Source organism: Pseudoalteromonas sp. MM1 (assembly GCF_030296835.1).
Classification (GTDB): Bacteria; Pseudomonadota; Gammaproteobacteria; order Enterobacterales; family Alteromonadaceae; genus Pseudoalteromonas.
In genome coordinates this window covers 105,207-125,613 of the sequence record NZ_AP027922.1, presented here as the reverse complement: position 1 = coordinate 125,613, position 20,407 = coordinate 105,207, and the positions used below count along the sequence as shown (strand labels likewise).

Here is a 20,407-nt window from a genome sequence, read left to right as displayed (position 1 = left end):
TAAAGCCTTAAAAAAATGCTCTAATGCACGTAATTATAAAAAGGCTTACTCAATATGAAAAAAATTATTACAGCACTTTTACTAACTAGCAGCTTAACTGCTAATGCAACAAGTGCAGAATTCACCGCTAAACAATTACAACAGGTTGATGAAGTGCGCAGTCCTGCGCTTAAAAGCCCTTTAAGCTACGAGCTACTCGAATCACTCACAACAGAAGTTGGCCCTCGCTTACCCGGCACCGATAACGACAAAAAAGCAGTCGCGTGGGCTAAAGCAAAATTTAACGAACTTGGTTTTGATAAAGTATGGCTTGAAGAAGCAACCTTTCCAAGCTGGCGCCGTTACAGCGAAAGCGGAAAAATACTCACCCCAAGTGAGCAACCACTGCATTTAACTGCCCTAGGTAACAGTGTAAGCACACCTAAAGATGGCATTAGTGCGCCAGTTGTGTTGTTTGAAACATTGGATGAGCTAATTGCAGCACCAGCAAATAGTTTAAAAGGTAAGATTGCCTATATTAATTACCGCATGAACCGCGACATAGACGGCAACGGTTACGGCCCAGCGGTTAAAGCACGCGGCACAGGTGCTGTTGAAGCTGCAAAAAAAGGCGCTGTTGCTTACATGATGCGTTCGGTGAGTACAGCTCACCATCGTTTTGCTCACACAGGAGGCAGCCACTATAAAGAAGGCATTAAAAAAATACCCAACGTTACCATTGCCAACCCCGATGCAGATCAGATTGCTCGCTTAGTGGCTTTAAATAAAGAAGTAACCGTTAATATAAATATACAAACACAAAGCCTAGGAGAAGGTACAAGCTATAACGTTATAGGCCAATTTAATGGCACCGAAAACCCTGAACAATATGTGTTAATTGGTGGCCACCTAGACTCGTGGGATTTAGGCACTGGTGCATTAGATGATGGTGCAGGTGTTGCGCTAACAATGGCTGCCGCTAAACATATTAGCGACGTTAAGCGCCCTAAACGCAGTATTCGCGTTGTACTTTTTGCAGCCGAGGAACTTGGCCTTTGGGGCGCAAAAGCCTACTTTGCACAACATAAAAATGATTTGCATAATATAGTGGCTGCTGCTGAGTCAGACTTTGGCGCCGATGTTGTATATGCTTTTGAGTCTAATGTAGATGCAACTTCACTGCCAGTAGTACGTGCTATAGCAAAAGAACTGGCGCCATTAAACATTGAGTACATTGGTAAAAACCAGGCTAACGGCGGGCCTGATTTAATCCCATTTAAAAAAGCGGTTTCAGCACCTATATTTGAGTTGGCTCAAGATGGCACCGATTACTTTGATTACCATCACACAGCTGATGACACGCTCGATAAAGTAACACCTGCTAAACTGCGCCAAAATACCGCTGCGTATGCTGTATTTGCGCTAATGGCCGCCGATGCCAAAACCACGATTAAACCTAAATTAGACACAAAATAATAACTGACATACTTACTTACAGTTTGTCGCTTTAATAAACGCACTCCTTGTTTTACCTTTATATAAATAAAACAAAACAAGGAGTGTGTAGGTATGTTGCTTTTCAATACGAGTCAGTCATTTCCTTATTTTGCACAAACGCAGTGCTGCCCTAATTGCCATAGCCGCGCCTATCATCTAATAAACCAAAGTCGCTTTTTACGCTTTACGGTTATTCCTGTTTTACCTTTAGCGCTAAGCTATAAATACGAATGCTATCAATGTGGCTATAATGCGCCTGCAAAGCTAAAGCAGTTACCTATTTTTGAAATTGTCACTCTACCTAAATACTTTATAGGAGTGTTTTTAGCGTTATGGGTGGGGCTGTTTTTTTACCAACAACACGCTGCAGCGCAAGCGCAAAAGCAACACTACTTAACTAACCCTAAAGCGTACGACACGTATTTAGTACACGCCGATAAATTTACTCATGATCCATGGACACTGACCAACTTAAAAATTGCGCAGGTTTTAAGTTTTGATGAGCAGTTTATAACTTTTCAGGTAAGTAACTACAGCTATAAACGTAACAACGGCATTACGACTGCAATGCGTACTAGCTTATTAGTGCAAAACGGTTATTTCTCAACTGACAAAATTACTTTGCCTCGTAGCGAAGTGATAAGACTCTATAGCGACGGGGTGATTTACGACGTACTGCGCCCCTCGGCAAATAGTTTATATGGTGGGTTTGTGATGTTTCCGCCAAAACCTAAACCGCTATATAAAGGTTTAAAGCTCGACAAAAATAACCAACAAGGGATTACCTACTTTAAAAATGGACAGTACAAAGAAGCCGCTGAAAACTTTAAGCTTGCCGCAAATGCCGGCTCGCAATGGGGGCAGCTAAATCTTGCGCAAATGTATCGAGATGGGCAAGGCGTAACTAAAAATGTAAAAACAGCAGAGCATTGGTACGAGCAGGCAATAGCGCAAGGTAATAGCAAAGCGAAAATAGAATTAGAGGAAATGTGCGATAAAGCAAACTGCAAATAAAAAAATGGCCAGTTTTACTGACCATTTTCAAACTTCGTTCATACTTATAATTAGAAAGTCATATGCTCATCTAAAAAGTTAAGTACCTGCTTGTAGTAGCGCGTTCTGTGCTCAGCCTTATAAAAGCCATGCCCTTCATCTTCAAGTAACTCGTATATGTAGGGATGGTTTTCTTTTTCCAGTGCTGCAACTAAAGACTCAGCTTGCTCAATTGGTGCTCTCTCATCCTGCCCACCATGTACGATTAAAACTGGCGCTTTAAGCTTGTCTATGTTGTAGCTAGGTGAAAAACGCTTTAACAGTGCCTCATTAGTACCAAGCGCGCTTTTAAGATAGCGTTGTCCACGGTCACGTTCAGAGATATCGCCTTCTTCAAACATTAGCGGTAAATCGTACACACCAACTACACCAATAGCACACTGAAACATATCAGGCTCTAAAATTGCACTTTGTAATGCCGAATAGCCACCAAAACTTGCGCCCATTATACAAATATTATCTTTATTGACAGTCCCTTGCTCAATTAAATGTTTTACACCGTCAATAATATCGTATTGTATTTCAGCACCCCATTTTTTATGTCCGGCATGTTCAAAGTTGCGACCAAAGCCTCCAGAGCCCCTAAAGTTAACTTTTAGTACTGCAATGCCTCTACTAGCTAATAGCTGAGCTTCGCTCTCATAGCCCCACCAATCTCTTGGTCCATGAGGCCCACCGTGAGGCATAACAACTAAAGGTAAGTTTTTCTCATCAGTATTATTAGGGATGGTTAAATATCCATATATTTTTAAGCCATCACGCGCTTTATAATTTATTGGTTTGGTTATAGCCATTTCAGTTGGCTTAATCCAGCTTTTAGTCGCAAACAAAAAGCGTAAGCTATTCTTTTTGGCATCATACAAGTAGTAGCTGCCAGGGTTCGTATCGCTGGACGCAAAGATAATACTCTTCTCACCATCTTCAGTACTACTAACAAGCTGAACTTGCTGCCCTTGAAGCGATTGTATTAATGCCTTTAAGCGCTCACTTTTATGTGAATTATTTATAAAGGAATAGGCAGGATAGCCAAGCTCATTTTCAATTGCGAATAATTCTTTAGAAACTTCATCTACCCACACTTTTTTTGGAGAAACATGCTGTTCTTTATGCAAAAGCTCAAACTTTTTGCTCTCTAAATTTAGTTTATAAAGCCCCTTTGCTTCGCCATTTTCTGACGCTGTAACATAAACAGAAGCACCCGTACTATCAAACGCATGGAGGCTGATATCAGTGTATTTTAACTCTCCTAAATCAAGCTGTTGCCATTCACCACCTGACTTCTCACGGGTATAAATGTTTTGATTAATATAATCATCGTTTGAAACAGCAACACGCACATTACCATCATGATCTGTTAAAAAGCCTGCCATTTTTGATGGTGAACGAGCGACTCTTTTTCGCTTTCCGCTGTAAATATCAACTTCATAAACTATTGTATGCGGCTCATTTGATGCGCTCCATGGGTAGGTCAGGATCAGCATTTTACGCCTATCATGAATAAGCGGGTCTAGTACATAGGAAGTACCTCGTATTGGTGTCGCTTTTTTGATGCGGGTGCCCGTTTGCATTTCACCTTGGTAACCCACTAAGTATTTGCCTTGGCTACCATCAGCATTTACACCAAAAAGCTCCCCATGAAATTCGGGATGATCTTTCCAGCCTTTAATGTACTCTTTAGCCAGTACAATTCTTTCATTGTTAACCCAATAATAATTACCAACCTGGGCATCATTAGGAAACCTGATTGCATGACTTACTTTAAATGTATCTGTGGTTAGCACCATTAATACATTTTTTCCTTCAGGGCGAGTAATTACAGCTAAGTACTTTCCATCAGGTGAAATTTTTACACCTGCAAACTCTATATCTTTACTAAAGCTTTCTATCGGTACCAAGTCGTTACTTGCTGTAGTATGAGAGCTAAAAATACTGACCAGCAATAGTGACAAATAAGCCAAATACTTATTCATTAAAGTTCCTTTTATTTATTTTTTATTAAGCTTTAATGTTACATACTTTTAACAAAAATATACACTATGCTTCTCCCTTTTATGTAAACAGGCGTAAATTAATAGAGTTATAATCTAATGCTTAGGGTTAATAAGTTTACTCCAAACTAAATGCAGAATAACAATGCATAGCCCCGCTACTACCCCTAGTAATCCGTCGAATATAAGAGGGGCTAATGTTTCGCCGGTGCCATTTAGTAACGACTTCCCTATATTTGTTACTTCTAATTGCCAATGATGTAGTAGCTCAATACCGTGGGATAAAATGCCGCCACCGACCAAAAACATGGCCACAGTGCCGGCAAAGGCTAAAAATTGCATAAGCCTTGGCGCTGCAGCTAATAGCCCCTTACCAAGCAACTCTTTAAATTTATTAGCCGACACCTTTGATTGGTTAAGTAAATACAAACCCGCGTCATCAAGCTTTACAATACCGGCTACAAGCCCATATACACCAATGGTCATTAAAACGGCTATAACACACAAAACGAGTGCTTGGTTTACAAGTGTGGCGCCTGCAACTGTTCCTAAAGTGATCACTATAATTTCGGCTGAGAGTATAAAGTCGGTGCGTATGGCTCCTTTTACTTTTTGCTTTTCATACTCAGCCGGGTCTAATAGCTGCGACTCACCCGCCTCTTTGTCGGGATGAGGTAAAAACCGAGCAAATACTTTTTCAGCACCTTCAAAACATAAAAATAAGCCACCGATTATTAGCAGCGGGGTTATTAACCAAGGTAGCCATACACTTATTAGCAATGCAGCGGGCACCAAAATAGCTTTATTTATGAATGAGCCTTTTGCTACCGCCCAAACCACGGGTAATTCGCGATCTGCTGTAACGCCTGTCACTTGTTGGGCATTAAGTGCTAAGTCATCACCAAGTACACCGGCTGTTTTTTTAGTGGCGACTTTACTCATCGTGGCAATGTCATCAAGTAAGGTTGTTATATCATCAAGTAATGTTAAAAGGTTAATGCCTGCCATGTTGCTTCCTAGCTAAAAAATAATGCTATCAACATAGCTTAATCCGTAATTTTCACCAACGGTTAATTTTGCTTTGTTATGCTGATTAAACGCAGTGATTTTTAGCAGTGGCAAACTTACTTAGGGGATATTAATGAAAGCATTGGTGGTTATTTTTACAAGTATGCTGGTTTTATCAGCCTGTAGTAATGAGCCTAAAAGTACCCACTATTTATGCAACGATCGCGTAGTAGAATTAGCCCACCAAGGAGCTGGGGCAACACTTACTTTAAATGAGCAAACATATACGCTTAATAAAGAGCCTAGCGCATCAGGGGTAAAGTATATCAATGAGCGAGTGTTATTTTGGTCTAAAGCCGATGAAGCGATGTTGATTATTTCAGGTAATAAATACCACTGTAAACTAACAAACGCTAACGTGTAATAGCGTGATGCTGCCTATAAAAGTCTTATTGTACTAATCCTTTTTTTATTATCCTGCGTAAAACTAGCCGAGCTTTAACCATCGCCTTTGCTAAATAACTGCGCATGCATTTGTTGTTTAGTTGGGTATAATACTTTCTCTTTTTGCTTAGTAGCGGCCTACCATGAAATATAAAGATTTACGTGATTTTATCGATTTGCTTGAAAAAAAAGGCGAACTTAAACGAATTACTCAAGAAATCGACCCGTATCTTGAAATGACCGAAATAGCCGACCGTACATTACGTGCTAAAGGCCCCGCATTATTGTTCGAAAACCCAAAAGGTCACAGTATGCCTGTGCTCGCAAACTTATTTGGTACACCTAAGCGTGTTGCTATGGGCATGGGCCAAGAAGATGTAAGCGAGCTGCGTGAAGTTGGCAAGCTGCTTGCTTTTTTAAAAGAGCCCGAGCCACCAAAAGGGATTAAAGAAGCATTAGGGCAAATTCCGGTATATAAACAAGTACTCAACATGCCAGCTAAAGAAGTAAAAAAAGCACCGTGCCAACAAGTTGTTTTACAAGGTGACGATGTAGATTTAACTAAGTTGCCAATCCAGCATTGCTGGCCAGGCGACGCTGCTCCCCTTATTACTTGGGGTTTAACCGTTACCAAAGGGCCTTATAAAAAGCGCCAAAACTTGGGTATTTACCGCCAGCAGCTTTTAGGTAAAAATAAAATTATTATGCGCTGGTTATCGCATCGCGGTGGCGCGCTCGATTTTCAAGAGTGGTGCAAAGAAAACCCCGGAGAGCCTTACCCAGTTTCGGTTGCATTAGGGGCTGATCCTGCCACTATTTTAGGTGCCGTAACACCTGTGCCAGACACGTTAAGCGAATATGCTTTTGCTGGCTTACTGCGTGGTAGTAAAACAGAAGTGGTTAAGTCAATTTCAAATGACTTACAAGTTCCTGCCAGTGCCGAAATAGTACTTGAAGGCTACATTATGCCAGGCGAAATGGCACCCGAAGGGCCGTATGGCGACCACACAGGTTACTACAATGAAGTTGATGATTTTCCTGTGATGACAGTGACCCATTTAACACACCGTAAAAACCCAATTTACCATAGTACATTTACTGGTCGTCCGCCTGATGAGCCAGCAGTTTTAGGTGTGGCATTAAACGAAGTATTTGTGCCTATATTGCAAAAGCAGTTTCCAGAAATCGTCGACTTTTACTTGCCACCCGAAGGTTGCTCTTACCGTATGGCCGTGGTAACCATGAAAAAACAATACCCAGGCCATGCTAAACGCGTAATGATGGGCGTATGGTCATTTTTACGCCAGTTTATGTACACTAAGTTTGTTATTGTTTGCGATGATGATGTAAATGCCCGTGACTGGAACGATGTTATTTGGGCCATCACTACCCGTATGGATCCTGCCCGCGACACTACATTAATTGAGAACACGCCAATAGATTACCTCGATTTTGCCTCGCCGGTATCTGGGCTTGGCTCAAAAATGGGCATGGATGCAACAAATAAGTGGCCAGGTGAAACCGACCGCGAATGGGGCGAGCCAATTGTCATGGATAAAGCGACAAAAGATCGCGTTGACGAAATTTGGCAAAGCCTAGATATACTTTAAGCACGCCTGGTGAATATAAACAGGCTATAAAATAACCCCGCAGATATGTTAATATTGCCCCACTTAACTGCATATCTGCGTAAACGCTGCTAAAAGGTAAAAAATGCAAACATTAAAAGCTGAAGTTGTTGCCATCAGCCCACTTACAGAATTTGTTCATAAAGTAATTTTAAAGCCTCAACAACCTGTTACGTTTGAAGCTGGCCAATACATGCAACTTGTACTTGGCGAAAAAGACAAGCGCGCATTTTCGATTGCAAGTCGTCCATCGCAATGTGATGAAATTGAGCTTCATATTGGCGCATCTAAAGCCGACTCTTACGCAATGCAATCGCTTGAGCATTTGCGTAATGCGCATCAAAATAATACACCGGTAGATATAGAAGCCGGCCTTGGTGTATCACAACTTCGTTTACAGTGTGAGCGACCTATTATTTTATTAGCTGGCGGCACGGGGTTTTCTTATGCAAAATCAATGGCTGATCACCTAGCTGAAATTAACTGCGACCGCCCAGTATTATTTTACTGGGGTGTTAAAGAAGAGTCAGCATTGTATGCTCACAGCGAAATGCAAGCATGGGCAGAAAGTAACGAGCACTTTAAATTTATTCCTGTTGTAGAAAACCCATCGGCTAATTGGCAAGGTCACACCGGGTTTGTGCACAAAGCCGTGATGCAAGATATTGTGTCGTTAGAACCTTACGACATTTATATGGCTGGGCGCTTTGACATGATTGGCATTGTACGTGATGACTTTATTGCTCATGGCGCTGTTCGTGAAAACATGTACGCCGATGCATTTGCGTTTATAAAATAAATTTTTATTGATAATACAAAGGCGCCCCACGGCGCCTTTGTTATTTCTATCAAATTTAAGCTATTAATTGGTATAACCTATTGCTTTAATCAGTATAAACAATTTCCTAAATTCCTATCTATAAACCATACTTTGTATAGAACATCAGCGGGAGAGACCCAAATGTTAAATACAAAAGTAAAAGATTTTATGCAACGTAAGTTGCCACACATTACCCCAAATACCGAAATGACCACCGCTATTAGCGAGCTGCAAAAGTTTAACTTATTAGGCGCACCAGTATTTGATGACAATAAATCGCTGGTTGGTTTTATATCTGAGCAAGAGCTGTTAAAGCCACTAATGCAAAGCAGCTATTTTTGCGATGGCGTAGTAAAAGTTTCGCAGCTTATGCAAACCGAGGTTGTAACCGTTAATGCCGATACCAACATTATCGAGCTTGCCGAGCAAATGAAAACAGGAAAGCCAAAAAACTACCCCGTTGTTGAGGGTGATACCGTGATAGGGCTGATTGGCCGAAGCGATGTATTAAAAGCACTATTTGATAATTACGTGAGCTGCCAAACAAAAGTAAGCTGACATAAAAAATGCCGCTAATAAGCGGCATTTTTTATATTAAGCGTGTTTAACGTGCTGCAGCAAGCGCACTTAATGCGGCTTTATCACTGTCGCTTAAAAATGCAATTTCTAGGGCATTTGCTTGCGCCTTGTGCATATCGGCTTGTGTTAAGCCCGCCTTTGGCGCAGCCACTAAATATTCATGTTCAATTTCAATGCCCTCTACAGCCGGATCGTCAGTATTGATACACGCTAAAATACCGTGATCTAAAAACTGTTTAAGGGGGTGTTTAGCTAAATCGTTTACAGTACTGGTTTGAATGTTACTGGTTAAGCACGATTCAATACCAATGCGGTTATCGCGCAGGTAGTCCATTAGTTTAGGGTCTTCAATTGCTTTTACACCATGACCTATACGGCTTGCACCTAATTCATTAATGGCTTGCCAAATACTCGCAGCGCCAAGCGCTTCACCGGCATGAATGGTGGCGGCCAAGTAAGCGTCTCTTACTTGCTTAAACTGCTCGATAAAAAGCTCTCCCGGGAAACCAATCTCATCCCCGGCTAAATCAATCGCTACTAAATCATTTTTAAATGCAAGTAATGCGTCAAGCTCCTGCTGACAAGTTTTAACCCCGTAAGTACGCGACATAATACCAATTAAGTTTGCTTTAATATTTGCGCCTTGAGTCGCCGATTTAATACCATCAACCACGGCCTCAACCACCCCTTGCGGGTGTAAGCCTTGGCTTTGTGCCATATAATATGGGCTAAAGCGAAGCTCTACATAATCAAGTCCCTGGGCTTGAGCATCTTCAATGTTTTCAATTGCAATGCGTCTACAGGCGTCGTAATCGCCCAGTACCGTTACACCCCAGTCAAGCTTTTGCAAAAATGCCATTAAATCAGGTTCAGGATCAATAACTTGCACGTGAGGTATAAGCGCCTCTACATTATCAGCAGGTAGCGTAATATTAAACTGTCGACCAAGTTCTAGTATGGTTTGCGCACGTACATTGCCATCTAAGTGGCGATGAATATCTAGCAGAGGTAATTTTTTATTTATCATAATAGCGACTCGGTTAGGTTAAAATTGCGCGCATGATACGCAGGTACAGTTATTTTTCAAGTGTAGAGCAGTTAAAGTAAATATTAGCGGTCATATGTCTGCTTTTTACTCAAAAAGTGAACAAAGTTAGGGTTTTGTTCACTTATTTTGATGAGCTAAGTGATGCCAGAGTGTTTTAAATAAGGTATTTGCTTCAATGGGTTTAGTAATATAGTTATCCATACCGCTGGCAACTGCTTTTTTAACATCGTCATCGTGAGCATTAGCAGATAAGCCAATGATAGGTAGGTCAAACAAACCAAGCTCATTACGAATAACTCGAGTAGCTTCAAGGCCATCCATTTTAGGCATTTGTATATCCATAAGCACAATGTCGTAGGTATTCTCAGTCAGTTTTTCAATCGCCTCAAAGCCATCATTGGCAATATCTGCAACGCACCCTTTGGTTTTTAAAATAGCGCTCGCGACGTGCTGATTTAATGGGTTATCTTCAACAAGTAATAATTTATAATCTGCAAAAGAAAGCGCACTAACATCTATTTCATCATATTGTTGCTTTATTTGCTCAGCCTTTGGTAGCGGCGAATAAATTGGTAAGCTAAAGGTAAACGTAGAGCCATGCCCTTCGTGGCTTATTAAATCAATTTCTCCACCCATCAACTCCACAAGCTTTTTACATATACTTAAACCTAACCCGGTGCCGCCATATTGTCGCGAGGTAGAACTATCGGCCTGTGCAAACGGTTTAAAGAGCTGTTTTTGCGCCTCTTTACTAATACCAATACCGGTATCGTTAACGCTAAAGTAAGTCATTTTTTTAGACTGCCACACCTTAAGTGTGATGCTGCCTTTGGCTGTAAACTTAATGGCATTATTGATTAGGTTTAGCAAAACTTGTTTTAAACGTATAGGGTCGGTGTTGATGACCAAGTTACTTGATTTATCGTAATCAAGCATAAATTCAAGTGACTTGGCTTCAATGTCAAACTGCAGTAAATTGGCCACTTCTTCACTGAGTGTGCCTACATCAATTGCCTCTTGAATTAAATCAAGTTTGCCGGCTTCCATTTTAGAAAAATCAAGCACGTCATTTAACACTCTAAGCAATACGCCAAGTGCGCCATCGGCTTGCTCAATATAACTGCGTGCCTGCTGCCAATCGTTTTGCTGTAGGGCTAAATAATGCAGCCCTTTAATGCCATTAATAGGGGTGCGAACTTCGTGGCTCATATTTGCTAAAAACTGGCTTTTTATTTCATTGGCTTCATCGGCCTTTTGCTTTTCTAAGCGTAAAATTTTAGTTTGTTTTGCTACCTGCTCACGTATACGAATATTGGTACCCGTTACCGATATTAAAAAGGTAATAAGCAGCCAAACAAATAACATACCGGCTATTTGCGCAAGCCAATAAACTAACCATGACTCGCGCTGCATTGACTGGTGTAGCTCCACCTGCCATACCCGCTTACCAACCAATAATTTATAGTCTTTTAACGGCAATAGTTGCTGATGATCGGCAATAAAAATAGGCTGGGCATTATTTTCTGTCGTGGTGTCTGTAAAGCTCACCGCAACACGGTTGTTTTGCTCAAATAACACCGCGTTTGATAGCCTCTCTAAGCTCACAACCGCTACTACAAAACCTTTAAAATCATCTTCTGTAATATTGTTGCCAAACACCGGATGAAAAAACAGCACGCCGCGCTCAGCTTCGTTTTGTACTAAATTTATTGGTTCACTGATCACCAACTCATTTAACACCTTCGCTTTTATTAACGCAGAACGCCTAACCTCATTGGAGGCAAGATCAAAGCCAATTACATCTTCATTTCCCGATAAAGGATATGCATATTGCACGGGGTAATAAAAATCTCGTAGGGGGGCGGCCTGCCAACTGCCATCTTTTGCTCTTTCTTTTAAGCTATATTGAGCCAGCTCTGTTTTGCTATTAGCTTCTATATACTGAGCTAGGTTTTCACTAGGTAGGTAGGGCACCCACTCAAATGCTAAAATTTCTTCGCTATAACTAAGCTGCTTAGAAGTAAACTGCTTAAATTCAGTAAAACTCACATCATCACTACTAGAAAAAAAGGTAGCCAGTAAAGCAAGATGTGCTGTTATTTCGTTAATTTTATTGTTGATGGCATCTTGTGTGGCTGATATTTTCAACTCTTCTTTTTGGATGTTTTTTTCTTTTTTTACACTGGCCGCACCATAAAAGCTAATACTAATAACCATATAAATTAACAGTGAGGGCAGTATAACTTGTAGGCGATAATTTATCTGTGAATAGTTAAATGCCGCTAGCATAAGCGGTGTAAAAACAAGCACCCCAATACTGTCACCTATCCACCATGCTATAAACGTATCCCAACCGGCTTGAGATACAATAACGCCATTAAAAATTAATAAGCTGGTGCCTACACCTGCAGCTATAACGCAGCATAATGGGCCTGCAACAACTAAGCTTTGAATACAGTGTTTTAAAGAAGATAAATCAAGGGGCGCTTTAATCACTTTAGTGACCAACAGGCTACCAACCCAAGCTTGTATAGTAGAGGCAAAGGTAACAGCCGCAGCATGCATAAATACACTTAACTGAAATATCGCTGAGACGCTTTCTAAATGAATGAGGTTAGTAAAAAAAGCCCCTAAAACAATACCTAGTAAGCTCTTTCTGCCCCAAATTAAAAAGCCAGCAAGCGCAATCCCTGAGGGCGGCCACACAGCCACTGCATAGCCATCTATTGCTAATAGTAAATTACTGAAATATCCGGTAAAAAAGTAAGCGCACGCTAAACTTACAGTGACAATGAAAAAGTGTTTCAACCCAATGCTCCCGAATATCAAAGCTGCAAAAGTATAAGTGTAGCCTTTATTGATACAATACGAGCGCTTTATCGGCTTGTGCGGTATTTTTATAGCTAACAGCAGCTTGCTGAGCAAATTGCTTTTTGTTTTCAATATTCAAGGCTTTATCAAAAACCTTTGCGGCTAACTCATAATCGCCGTGGGCATTAGCTAAACACGCAAGCGAGAGTAGTAATGCATTGTTTTTATCATCTTTTTTCAGGCGCTCTTGAATACTGGTTTGAAGCTTTACAGCCTCTGCCGAGGTAGCGTTACTTAATATATTGGCCAGCTGAGTATGTTGCTCATTAGATTTCACCATTTTAATTAAGTCACTTTCAATCGCACTTAACTGGCCTACTTTAGCCATTTGCATTAAATAAGCTGTATTAGCATGAGCTTGTAGCTTTTTAGGAAGTTGTTTATATTTTTCAGTAATTTTATCGCTAGCTTGTGCATTAAAATAGGCATTAAACAGCTGTGTCCACTGCGTATCGTTGAGGACTTTTTTACGAAGTAAACGCGGTAAAAAGTCTTCAAGCGCACTAAAGTGCTGTTGCTGTACAAGTATTTCGGCGTATAACTTAAGCTCAAGTGGTGTCGCTTTTTTTGAATCTGCGTTAGCACGCATTTTCGATTCTATGGCGCTACTATCGCCACTGGCTATCCAAAGTTTAGCAACGTTAAGTTGCTGCTCTGGGCTAATTTCAAATAAACGCTCTAGTGCTTTGTCGGTTTGGTTATTAGCAAGCGCCGCTTTTGCTAATAGCGCTAAGCGTATATCTTCAAACTTACTGGGTACACTATTACCTGATAACGTTTGCTCTACAAGCTCGTAATCATCATTTATCGCACTCCATAGGGCTTGCTCTATAGCTGCTTGCTTTCGCTCTTCGCTACGCGCAAAAAAGCCATGTTTTGTATTATGATAAATAGACAATAAATAGCGCACGAGTTTATAAATTAAATATAAAACAGCTACGGTAATTGCCGCCATAATACAAAACGAAACAATGGTGCCTTCAATCGTGGTGTTGTTAAACGAGATCAGCACATAGCCTTTTTCATCCAGTACAAATGGCGTAACCGCTAAAACTAAAACAATCGCAACAATTAATACTATAAGCCCTATCATTGCGCCCACTCCTTAACCTGCTGCGTACTTTGTAAGTTGACTTCAGGATTAAAGTTTAATGGCTCTTTTTCTAGGCTAGTTAGTGCGTTTATAACCACTTTTGTCGCCTCGTCATCTTGTTTAAAGTACTCATTAACAAGACGCTTTGCCTCACTGATGGCACTAAAATAAATGCTCGCTTGTTTACTCATTAGTGCATCTTGAGCTTGCGTCACATTTAATTTAATACGCTGATTTATTAAATGGCGCTCCTGCTCGGTTAACAGTGGCTCTATAGCAATCCCTTCGTGATGACGAATAGTGATAAAGCTATCAACTAGTTTATTCCAACTATTGCTAAGGTTTTGTTGCCAGTCATTCACATCTTCGCTTAATGCATTTTCGTCAACTTTTGTAGCTTCTTCAGGAATATTTACCGCATTAAAAGCTAAGTTGTCTATATTTGCTAAAATGCTATTAAGCTTTAGATAAATAGCTTCTGTTGGAATAGGCTTTAAGCTATCTAACGTTTGAATGTCTTGTGTTATCGCTTGGCGAACAGCTACAGTACCTGGGTGCTCACTCAATAATGCATCTAAGCGTTTAAGTACAGCGCTGGCACCTTGGTAATCTTTTTCAGCCCACAGTTTAAACTCAGCCATACGCTGTAAGCTGGTTACTTCTTGCGGGTTTAGCGAAGCGCCTTGCTGCTGAGCTTGCTGCAATGCTGCTTTTAATTGTTGCTGGTTGTTCTGTGCACTTTCATTAAGCGCAGCTGCCACTTTTTGTTCACTGTTGAACAATGCTTGCTGAAGATTAGACTGCGCCGACTTGAGCGCCTGTAACTCTTGTGACAATAACGCGTTTTCTTCTTTTAGTTCATTAACAGCTACATTTTGGGCTTTACCTGCATTGAGTTTTTGGTAAAACTCATACCCCACACCGCACGCTACAGTAAGCGAGATGATCAGCGCGAGGACTGCCACTTTACTTATTTTTTGCTTATTATTCGTCACACTTGGTGCTTTTTCAGCTGCTTTTTTATCTGAAGACATTGTTGGCTTTGCTGAGGTTTTATTATCTGCCGTTACTGGCTTTGACTGTTCGCTCATCTTGCTACCTTGCTGTTTTATGCAGGAAAACATAGCAGTATCGCTTGCCCCTGCGGCAATGTGTATATTAGCCGAACTTACCTGTTGCTGTTGTAAATAAGCGGCTATACGCTCGCTAGCAACATAAAATCGGCACTGTTGTAACCACTGTAACTGTTGTTCAGTCAGGTTATTAAATATTGCATCAACTGCTGCATTACTGGTTATGACTATACCTTGTACTTTCAGGCTTTGCCAGTGGTCTGTCCAGTTGGCTTTTTCAGCGCTTATTTGCTCGCGTTTGTATACCACACAGTTATTTAAAAATGCCCCACGCGCTTTAAGTGTTTTGGCAATATCTGGCCGCCCAGCTTGGCCTTTCACTAATACAATATTGCTGCCATCAACCTCAGCCAACGAGTTTAGCGCTAATAACCCTTCTGAATCATACTGTTTAGGCACTGCTGCCCGCACACCAAATAATGCGTAAATAGTATCTGCAGTTTGCTGCCCTACTGCGTAAAATTGCGCTTTGGTATTTATTGTTGGCTTTAATTGCGCAAGGGCAGTAACGGCATCTTGAGAGATAAAAATAATTTTATCTGCATTAATTAATGGGCTTAGCTCGGTAGTAGAAGGCGTAAGGTAGGATATTTTTAAAACAGGAAACAATGACGCCTGATAACCCGCTTGCTCAAGTTCCTGAGCAAGGGCTGCGCCTTTTCCTTCGGGCCGAGTTATCAGGATATGTGTCATTTATGCGTCTCTATATACTTCTGCTAATATTTTGTCGGCGCCTTGTGCTAATAATTTTTTGGCAAGCTCAACACCAATCGCTTCTGCATCATTTATATGACCGGTTACTTCGTCATGTAAAATTTCACTACCATCTACCGCGCCCACTAAGCCGCGTAAATGCACTTGCTCGCCATTAACTAACGCGTAGGCACCAATTGGTACTTGGCAGCCACCTTCTAAATGGCGATTCATAGCACGCTCTGCATTTACACGAATGCGTGTTTGGGTATGCTCAAGCGGAGCCAGTAAGGCTTTTGTTACTTCATCGTCAATACGACACTCAATGCCCACAGCACCTTGGCCGTTAGCAGGTAGCGATACCTCTGGCTCAATATAATCAGCAATACGATCGTCCATTTTTAAGCGTAGCAGCCCGGCTGCGGCTAAAATAATTGCATCGTACTGGCCATCATCTAGCTTAGCTAAACGGGTATTAACGTTACCACGTAAATCTTTAATTTCTAAATCAGGGCGCAAAGCTCTAATTTGACACTGACGACGAAGGCTAGAAGTACCTACAACAGCGCCTTTTGGTAGTTCGCTTAAATTGGCATAGTTATTTGATACAAATGCATCGCGTGGGTCTTCACGTTCACAAATTGTGTGCAGTGCTAAGCCTTCTGGAAATTCTACGGGTACATCTTTCATTGAATGCACTGCAATATCCGCGCGGCCATCTAACATTGCTTGCTCAAGCTCTTTAACAAACAAGCCTTTACCACCAATTTTAGCAAGCGGTGTATCTAAAATAATATCCCCTTGAGTAGACATAGGGACTAATTCTACGCGTACATCAGCATGAAAATGCTCAAGCTGTGCTTTTACAAATTCAGCCTGCCAAAGCGCCAAGGCACTTTTACGGGTTGCTATGCGTACTAACTTTGTTTTTTCTGTCATAGGGGTATCCAAATAGTTACAGCTAATAGCTAAGCTTAATTAGCTAAAATTCTAAATTCTTTTTGAGCAATTAAATTACCTTGCTCATCAACAACATCCACACGCCAATGGCCTGTTTGTGTATTCATAATATTTTTGGTGGAGTACGTTCTGTAGCGCGGCGAGGTAACATTAAGCGAAATTTCCGCCATGGTTTCGCCCTCATAAGACCATACATGCTTTACTTGTTGGCCTTGTAGGTTTTTAAGCTCACTAAAAAACGAAAGTGCCTCTTCAAACTGATTTAAGCGGATATCTGCAGCAAATACATTGGTGGGCTCGCGCTTACTGACTTTGCGAGTAAGCACTGCTCGGCTAATTTTGCTTGTATCAATCTGTGCGCCAAGCGCAACGCTTGCAATATGCGCAGTAGATGAAAAACCTTCACTGCTTGTTAGTGAGCCGTCTTCGTTTTCAATATCTGTGAGCAGTTCGCTGGGTGACGCATTTAACTGCGCACTATTAAGTGACTGATTAGCTACAGGCTCATCGAGTTCGGTGTTTGACTGCTCAATAACAGAAGCCTGATTGCTTTGAACGTTAGCAATTGGCTCTATATCTGTTTGCTCATGATTGCTTTGCACTAATAACGTATCATTACTAGCGCTTTCATTCTCAAGCATTGCTGGTGCGACATCTGCTGTATCATTCGCTAATGTAGGTTCGTTTGGGTGCGCTCGCTCATCATTTACATTTACAGCAGGCTCAGCATTATCTGCCGTGCTGTCGTTTAAGTGTGAATATGGCGATGGCTCATTAGGTTGCTCGCCCTGCTCGGCACTTACCGAGCTAGTTAAGCCATACACAACCGCTGCCGAGGTCATTGCTACCAACATAGAAACACTCACAATACGACGCCAATGCCACTCGTAGCTTACATTAGGTACACTATTTTGCGGTTCGCGTTTTACATTTGCTTTAATAACTATTTTTTGACTCATATTGACCTCAGCGGCTCCAAATTAGCTTAAACGGGCAATTAACCATTGGCGAATAGCTTGCAGTTCTTCTGCGCAAACCTGATGAGCCATAGGGTATTCTTGCCAGCTTACATCCATGTTATGTGCTGTTAATACTTCAAACGCACTTCTACCCGCGCTATGCGGCACTACATTGTCTTGGCTACCATGCGCCATAAATACATTTAAATCAGTATGCTTAGCTTCTTGCGTTAGCTTTTCAGGCACACACATATAAGTAGACAGCGCCATAACACCTGCAAGTTTATACTCAAATCGCGGCGCTAAATGTAAAGACACCACGCCCCCTTGCGAAAAGCCCGCCAAAATAATTTTGTTGGCAGGTATGCCACTTTCAATTTCTTGATTGATCAGAGCTTGCACTTTTTCGGCTGAATCTCTCACGCCTTGTTCATCGGCACGTTTATCTAGTTCTATAGATTTAATGTCGTACCACGAGCGCATTTCCATGCCACCATTTATGGTGACCGGTTGAATAGGTGCATGCGGAAAAACAAAGCGTATACCAAGCTCACTGGGTAAATTAAGTTGCGGTGCAACAGGGGCAAAACCATCACCTGAATCACCTAAACCATGTAACCAGATAACAGTGGCTTTGTGCTCACCCTGCGCTGGGTATTCTACAAATGCTAAACTCATAGTGATGATTGCCACTTAATTTCCTGGCCAGCTTGGCGAGTAGATGCTTGATTCATAAACTCCCAAAACTCTGCGCCCGAGCGATTATCAATCCATTGGCCGTCACGCATCTCAAAATGGTGACCATTAAATTTAGTCGCAACCCATACCTGATGCAAAGGCGCTTGTTTATTAATTACAATTTTACTTTTATCTGGGAAAATTATTTCTAAAATACCCTCAGCCGACTCGTAATCTAAATCTGCTTCACAATCATCAACTTGCTCTTCAATTGTGTACATAAGCGCTTCGGCTAATTGGTGATATTCACTTTCGGTCATTGTAACTTTCCTTTGCAGGCGAGCTGCGTAATATTGGGTACGGTTTATATACAGCTAGTGTAACAGGAATAAAATCATCCGCGAATAGCTGCATTTTTTAGATATTCTGTTACTCTGCGATTATAAAGCCAGCAACCGTATTAATCTAATGAAAGCGACACATACCTTACAATTAAAACGACTATTTATAAGTACTTTACTGCTAAGTGCATTAGCTGGCTGCGGCCAAAGCGGGCCTTTGTATTTACCAGAGCAACAAGTTGATCAAAATCAACCTCAAGAAACTGTTAAACCAGTAACTAGTTCAGAGCAAAATAACTCGCAACAAACTCAGGAGCAATAAATGGATTATTTTAACTATCAAAACAATCAATTATTTGCCGAAGATGTCAGTATTGCGACGATTGCTCAGCACTATGGTACGCCCTGTTATGTGTACTCGCGCGCTACGTTTGAGCGCCATTATTTAGCCTTTGCAAATGCCACTAAAAATCATAAAAGCTTGGTTTGCTACGCAGTTAAAGCCAATTCTAATATTGCAGTATTAAATATATTAGCGCGTTTAGGTTCAGGGTTTGACATAGTATCTAAAGGCGAGCTGGCACGTGTAATAAAAGCCGGCGGTGATGCCAGTAAAGTGGTGTTTTCAGGTGTAGCTAAAACCGCTGACGAAATTGCGTATGCACTAAAACTAGGTATTAAATGTTTTAACGTTGAGTCGGCCTCAGAGCTTGAGCGTATATCAGAGGTGGCGTGCGAGTTAAATTTAGAAGCCCCTATTTCTATTCGTGTAAACCCTGATATAGATGCCAAAACACACCCGTATATTTCTACCGGTTTAAAAGAAAACAAGTTTGGTATCGATATTCAAACAGCTGTGAGCGTTTATCAGCATGCGGCGTCTTTACCTGGCCTAAAAGTAACAGGCGTAGATTGCCACATAGGCTCGCAATTAACTGAGGTTAAACCTTTTTTAGAAGCACTTGATAAACTAATGGCATTAATAGATGAGCTTAAAGCAAATGGTATTGAGCTTACTCATTTAGATATTGGCGGTGGGTTAGGCGTTCCTTACAATGATGAACAGCCGCCTCACCCAAGTGAATATGCTGCGCAAGTTACCGAGCGCCTAGCCAATTACAAACACCTTGAACTTATTTTTGAGCCTGGGCGCGCGATAGCCGCTAACGCTGGCATTTTAGTAACGCAGGTTGAGTTTATTAAGCAAAACCAAGATAAATTTTTTGCCATTGTCGATGCGGGGATGAACGACATGCTTCGCCCTTCGCTTTATCAAGCATGGCAAAAAATTATTCCGGTATCGGTGCGCGATGATGACACCCCAGCTCATAACTTTGATATTGTAGGACCTGTGTGTGAAACCGGCGACTTTTTAGGAAAAGACCGTGAACTAGCCCTTAAACAAGGTGACTTATTGGCGCAGCGAAGTGCCGGTGCCTATGGTTTTACAATGAGTTCAAACTACAACTCTCGTCCACGCGTGGCCGAAATAATGGTAGATGGTGAGCAACACCACCTTATTCGCCAACGCGAAACCATCGAGAGCCTTTATCAAGGTGAGAAAATTTTACCATAAACGTTTTTGTTAAGGCGCTGCTCTGTGGCATGATTAGCGCAGAGCAAACCCGAATTAGA

At 41.4% G+C, this 20,407-nt stretch carries 18 protein-coding genes; 8 read left to right on the top strand and 10 right to left on the bottom strand.

The genetic code is table 11. The annotated features are described in order from the left end of the window. Positions 1-54: 54 nt before the first annotated feature. Positions 55-1,455: a M20/M25/M40 family metallo-hydrolase gene (locus QUE46_RS00615; RefSeq protein ID WP_286245785.1), complete on the top strand. Its 1,401-nt coding sequence runs from the start codon at positions 55-57 to the stop codon at positions 1,453-1,455. A 93-nt stretch (positions 1,456-1,548) separates the two neighbouring features. Beyond that, positions 1,549-2,490 (top strand): tetratricopeptide repeat protein, encoded by a 942-nt coding sequence (locus tag QUE46_RS00610; RefSeq protein WP_286245784.1) that lies wholly within the window; start codon positions 1,549-1,551, stop codon positions 2,488-2,490. Positions 2,491-2,540: 50 nt separating this feature from the next. On the opposite strand, the gene QUE46_RS00605 is transcribed toward QUE46_RS00610, so the two are convergent. Together QUE46_RS00605 and QUE46_RS00600 are read right to left on the bottom strand one after the other, a co-directional pair. Further along, positions 2,541-4,499 (bottom strand): S9 family peptidase, encoded by a 1,959-nt coding sequence (locus tag QUE46_RS00605; protein ID WP_286245783.1) that lies wholly within the window; start codon positions 4,497-4,499, stop codon positions 2,541-2,543. A gap of 114 nt (positions 4,500-4,613) precedes the next feature. Next, entirely contained in the window at positions 4,614-5,525 is a 912-nt protein-coding gene (locus tag QUE46_RS00600) for a DUF808 domain-containing protein (RefSeq protein ID WP_286245782.1), read from the bottom strand. Between the two features lie 133 nt (positions 5,526-5,658). Between QUE46_RS00600 and QUE46_RS00595 the strand changes: the two genes are divergently transcribed. The 4 genes from QUE46_RS00595 to QUE46_RS00580 all read left to right on the top strand — a co-directional run bounded on the left by QUE46_RS00595 (position 5,659) and on the right by QUE46_RS00580 (position 8,975). Then, positions 5,659-5,949 (top strand): MliC family protein, encoded by a 291-nt coding sequence (locus tag QUE46_RS00595; protein ID WP_286245781.1) that lies wholly within the window; start codon positions 5,659-5,661, stop codon positions 5,947-5,949. A gap of 163 nt (positions 5,950-6,112) precedes the next feature. After that, the gene (gene ubiD, locus QUE46_RS00590; RefSeq protein WP_286245780.1) at positions 6,113-7,579 is read left to right on the top strand and encodes a 4-hydroxy-3-polyprenylbenzoate decarboxylase; all 1,467 of its coding nucleotides are present in this window, start codon (positions 6,113-6,115) and stop codon (positions 7,577-7,579) included. Positions 7,580-7,682: 103 nt separating this feature from the next. Beyond that, entirely contained in the window at positions 7,683-8,396 is a 714-nt protein-coding gene (gene fre / locus QUE46_RS00585; RefSeq protein WP_004588968.1) for an NAD(P)H-flavin reductase, read from the top strand. A 162-nt stretch (positions 8,397-8,558) separates the two neighbouring features. Further along, positions 8,559-8,975, top strand: a complete 417-nt coding sequence (locus QUE46_RS00580; RefSeq protein WP_286245779.1) for a CBS domain-containing protein — start codon at positions 8,559-8,561, stop codon at positions 8,973-8,975. Positions 8,976-9,021: 46 nt separating this feature from the next. Here QUE46_RS00580 and add read toward each other — a convergent pair whose 3' ends face one another. The 8 genes from add to cyaY form a co-directional block, all read right to left on the bottom strand. After that, positions 9,022-10,023 carry an adenosine deaminase gene (gene add, locus QUE46_RS00575; RefSeq protein ID WP_286245778.1) on the bottom strand — a complete coding sequence of 334 codons (1,002 nt, stop codon included), beginning with the start codon at positions 10,021-10,023 and terminating at the stop codon, positions 9,022-9,024. Between the two features lie 138 nt (positions 10,024-10,161). Further along, positions 10,162-12,852 carry a CHASE domain-containing protein gene (locus tag QUE46_RS00570; protein WP_286245777.1) on the bottom strand — a complete coding sequence of 897 codons (2,691 nt, stop codon included), beginning with the start codon at positions 12,850-12,852 and terminating at the stop codon, positions 10,162-10,164. Positions 12,853-12,898: 46 nt separating this feature from the next. Next, positions 12,899-14,008, bottom strand: a complete 1,110-nt coding sequence (locus tag QUE46_RS00565) for a heme biosynthesis HemY N-terminal domain-containing protein (protein WP_286245776.1) — start codon at positions 14,006-14,008, stop codon at positions 12,899-12,901. Beyond that, positions 14,005-15,834 carry a uroporphyrinogen-III synthase gene (locus tag QUE46_RS00560; protein WP_286245775.1) on the bottom strand — a complete coding sequence of 610 codons (1,830 nt, stop codon included), beginning with the start codon at positions 15,832-15,834 and terminating at the stop codon, positions 14,005-14,007. Before QUE46_RS00560 ends, QUE46_RS00565 begins: the two co-directional genes overlap by 4 nt. Beyond that, a complete protein-coding gene (gene hemC, locus QUE46_RS00555; RefSeq protein WP_286245774.1) occupies positions 15,835-16,773 on the bottom strand; it encodes a hydroxymethylbilane synthase in 939 nt (312 codons plus the stop codon). Positions 16,774-16,808: 35 nt separating this feature from the next. After that, positions 16,809-17,753 (bottom strand): DUF2914 domain-containing protein, encoded by a 945-nt coding sequence (locus tag QUE46_RS00550; RefSeq protein ID WP_286245773.1) that lies wholly within the window; start codon positions 17,751-17,753, stop codon positions 16,809-16,811. Between the two features lie 21 nt (positions 17,754-17,774). Then, the gene (locus QUE46_RS00545) at positions 17,775-18,431 is read right to left on the bottom strand and encodes an alpha/beta hydrolase (RefSeq protein ID WP_286247634.1); all 657 of its coding nucleotides are present in this window, start codon (positions 18,429-18,431) and stop codon (positions 17,775-17,777) included. Then, positions 18,428-18,751: an iron donor protein CyaY gene (gene cyaY, locus QUE46_RS00540; protein WP_055015887.1), complete on the bottom strand. Its 324-nt coding sequence runs from the start codon at positions 18,749-18,751 to the stop codon at positions 18,428-18,430. Before cyaY ends, QUE46_RS00545 begins: the two co-directional genes overlap by 4 nt. 148 nt (positions 18,752-18,899) lie before the next feature. Between cyaY and QUE46_RS00535 the strand changes: the two genes are divergently transcribed. Continuing rightward, positions 18,900-19,094 carry a lipoprotein gene (locus tag QUE46_RS00535; protein WP_286245770.1) on the top strand — a complete coding sequence of 65 codons (195 nt, stop codon included), beginning with the start codon at positions 18,900-18,902 and terminating at the stop codon, positions 19,092-19,094. Beyond that, the gene (gene lysA / locus QUE46_RS00530) at positions 19,095-20,348 is read left to right on the top strand and encodes a diaminopimelate decarboxylase (protein ID WP_286245769.1); all 1,254 of its coding nucleotides are present in this window, start codon (positions 19,095-19,097) and stop codon (positions 20,346-20,348) included. Positions 20,349-20,407 lie beyond the last annotated feature (59 nt).

What these genes read in the sequence shown, in the direction of transcription:
- QUE46_RS00615 (WP_286245785.1), top strand. Translation starts at nt 55, where the DNA reads ATGAAAAAAATTATTACAGCACTTTTACTAACTAGCAGCTTAACTGCT.
- QUE46_RS00610 (WP_286245784.1), top strand. Translation starts at nt 1,549, where the DNA reads ATGTTGCTTTTCAATACGAGTCAGTCATTTCCTTATTTTGCACAAACG.
- QUE46_RS00605 (WP_286245783.1), bottom strand. Translation starts at nt 4,499, where the DNA reads ATGAATAAGTATTTGGCTTATTTGTCACTATTGCTGGTCAGTATTTTT.
- QUE46_RS00600 (WP_286245782.1), bottom strand. Translation starts at nt 5,525, where the DNA reads ATGGCAGGCATTAACCTTTTAACATTACTTGATGATATAACAACCTTA.
- QUE46_RS00595 (WP_286245781.1), top strand. Translation starts at nt 5,659, where the DNA reads ATGAAAGCATTGGTGGTTATTTTTACAAGTATGCTGGTTTTATCAGCC.
- ubiD (WP_286245780.1), top strand. Translation starts at nt 6,113, where the DNA reads ATGAAATATAAAGATTTACGTGATTTTATCGATTTGCTTGAAAAAAAA.
- fre (WP_004588968.1), top strand. Translation starts at nt 7,683, where the DNA reads ATGCAAACATTAAAAGCTGAAGTTGTTGCCATCAGCCCACTTACAGAA.
- QUE46_RS00580 (WP_286245779.1), top strand. Translation starts at nt 8,559, where the DNA reads ATGTTAAATACAAAAGTAAAAGATTTTATGCAACGTAAGTTGCCACAC.
- add (WP_286245778.1), bottom strand. Translation starts at nt 10,023, where the DNA reads ATGATAAATAAAAAATTACCTCTGCTAGATATTCATCGCCACTTAGAT.
- QUE46_RS00565 (WP_286245776.1), bottom strand. Translation starts at nt 14,008, where the DNA reads ATGATAGGGCTTATAGTATTAATTGTTGCGATTGTTTTAGTTTTAGCG.
- QUE46_RS00560 (WP_286245775.1), bottom strand. Translation starts at nt 15,834, where the DNA reads ATGACACATATCCTGATAACTCGGCCCGAAGGAAAAGGCGCAGCCCTT.
- hemC (WP_286245774.1), bottom strand. Translation starts at nt 16,773, where the DNA reads ATGACAGAAAAAACAAAGTTAGTACGCATAGCAACCCGTAAAAGTGCC.
- QUE46_RS00550 (WP_286245773.1), bottom strand. Translation starts at nt 17,753, where the DNA reads ATGAGTCAAAAAATAGTTATTAAAGCAAATGTAAAACGCGAACCGCAA.
- QUE46_RS00545 (WP_286247634.1), bottom strand. Translation starts at nt 18,431, where the DNA reads ATGAGTTTAGCATTTGTAGAATACCCAGCGCAGGGTGAGCACAAAGCC.
- cyaY (WP_055015887.1), bottom strand. Translation starts at nt 18,751, where the DNA reads ATGACCGAAAGTGAATATCACCAATTAGCCGAAGCGCTTATGTACACA.
- QUE46_RS00535 (WP_286245770.1), top strand. Translation starts at nt 18,900, where the DNA reads ATGAAAGCGACACATACCTTACAATTAAAACGACTATTTATAAGTACT.
- lysA (WP_286245769.1), top strand. Translation starts at nt 19,095, where the DNA reads ATGGATTATTTTAACTATCAAAACAATCAATTATTTGCCGAAGATGTC.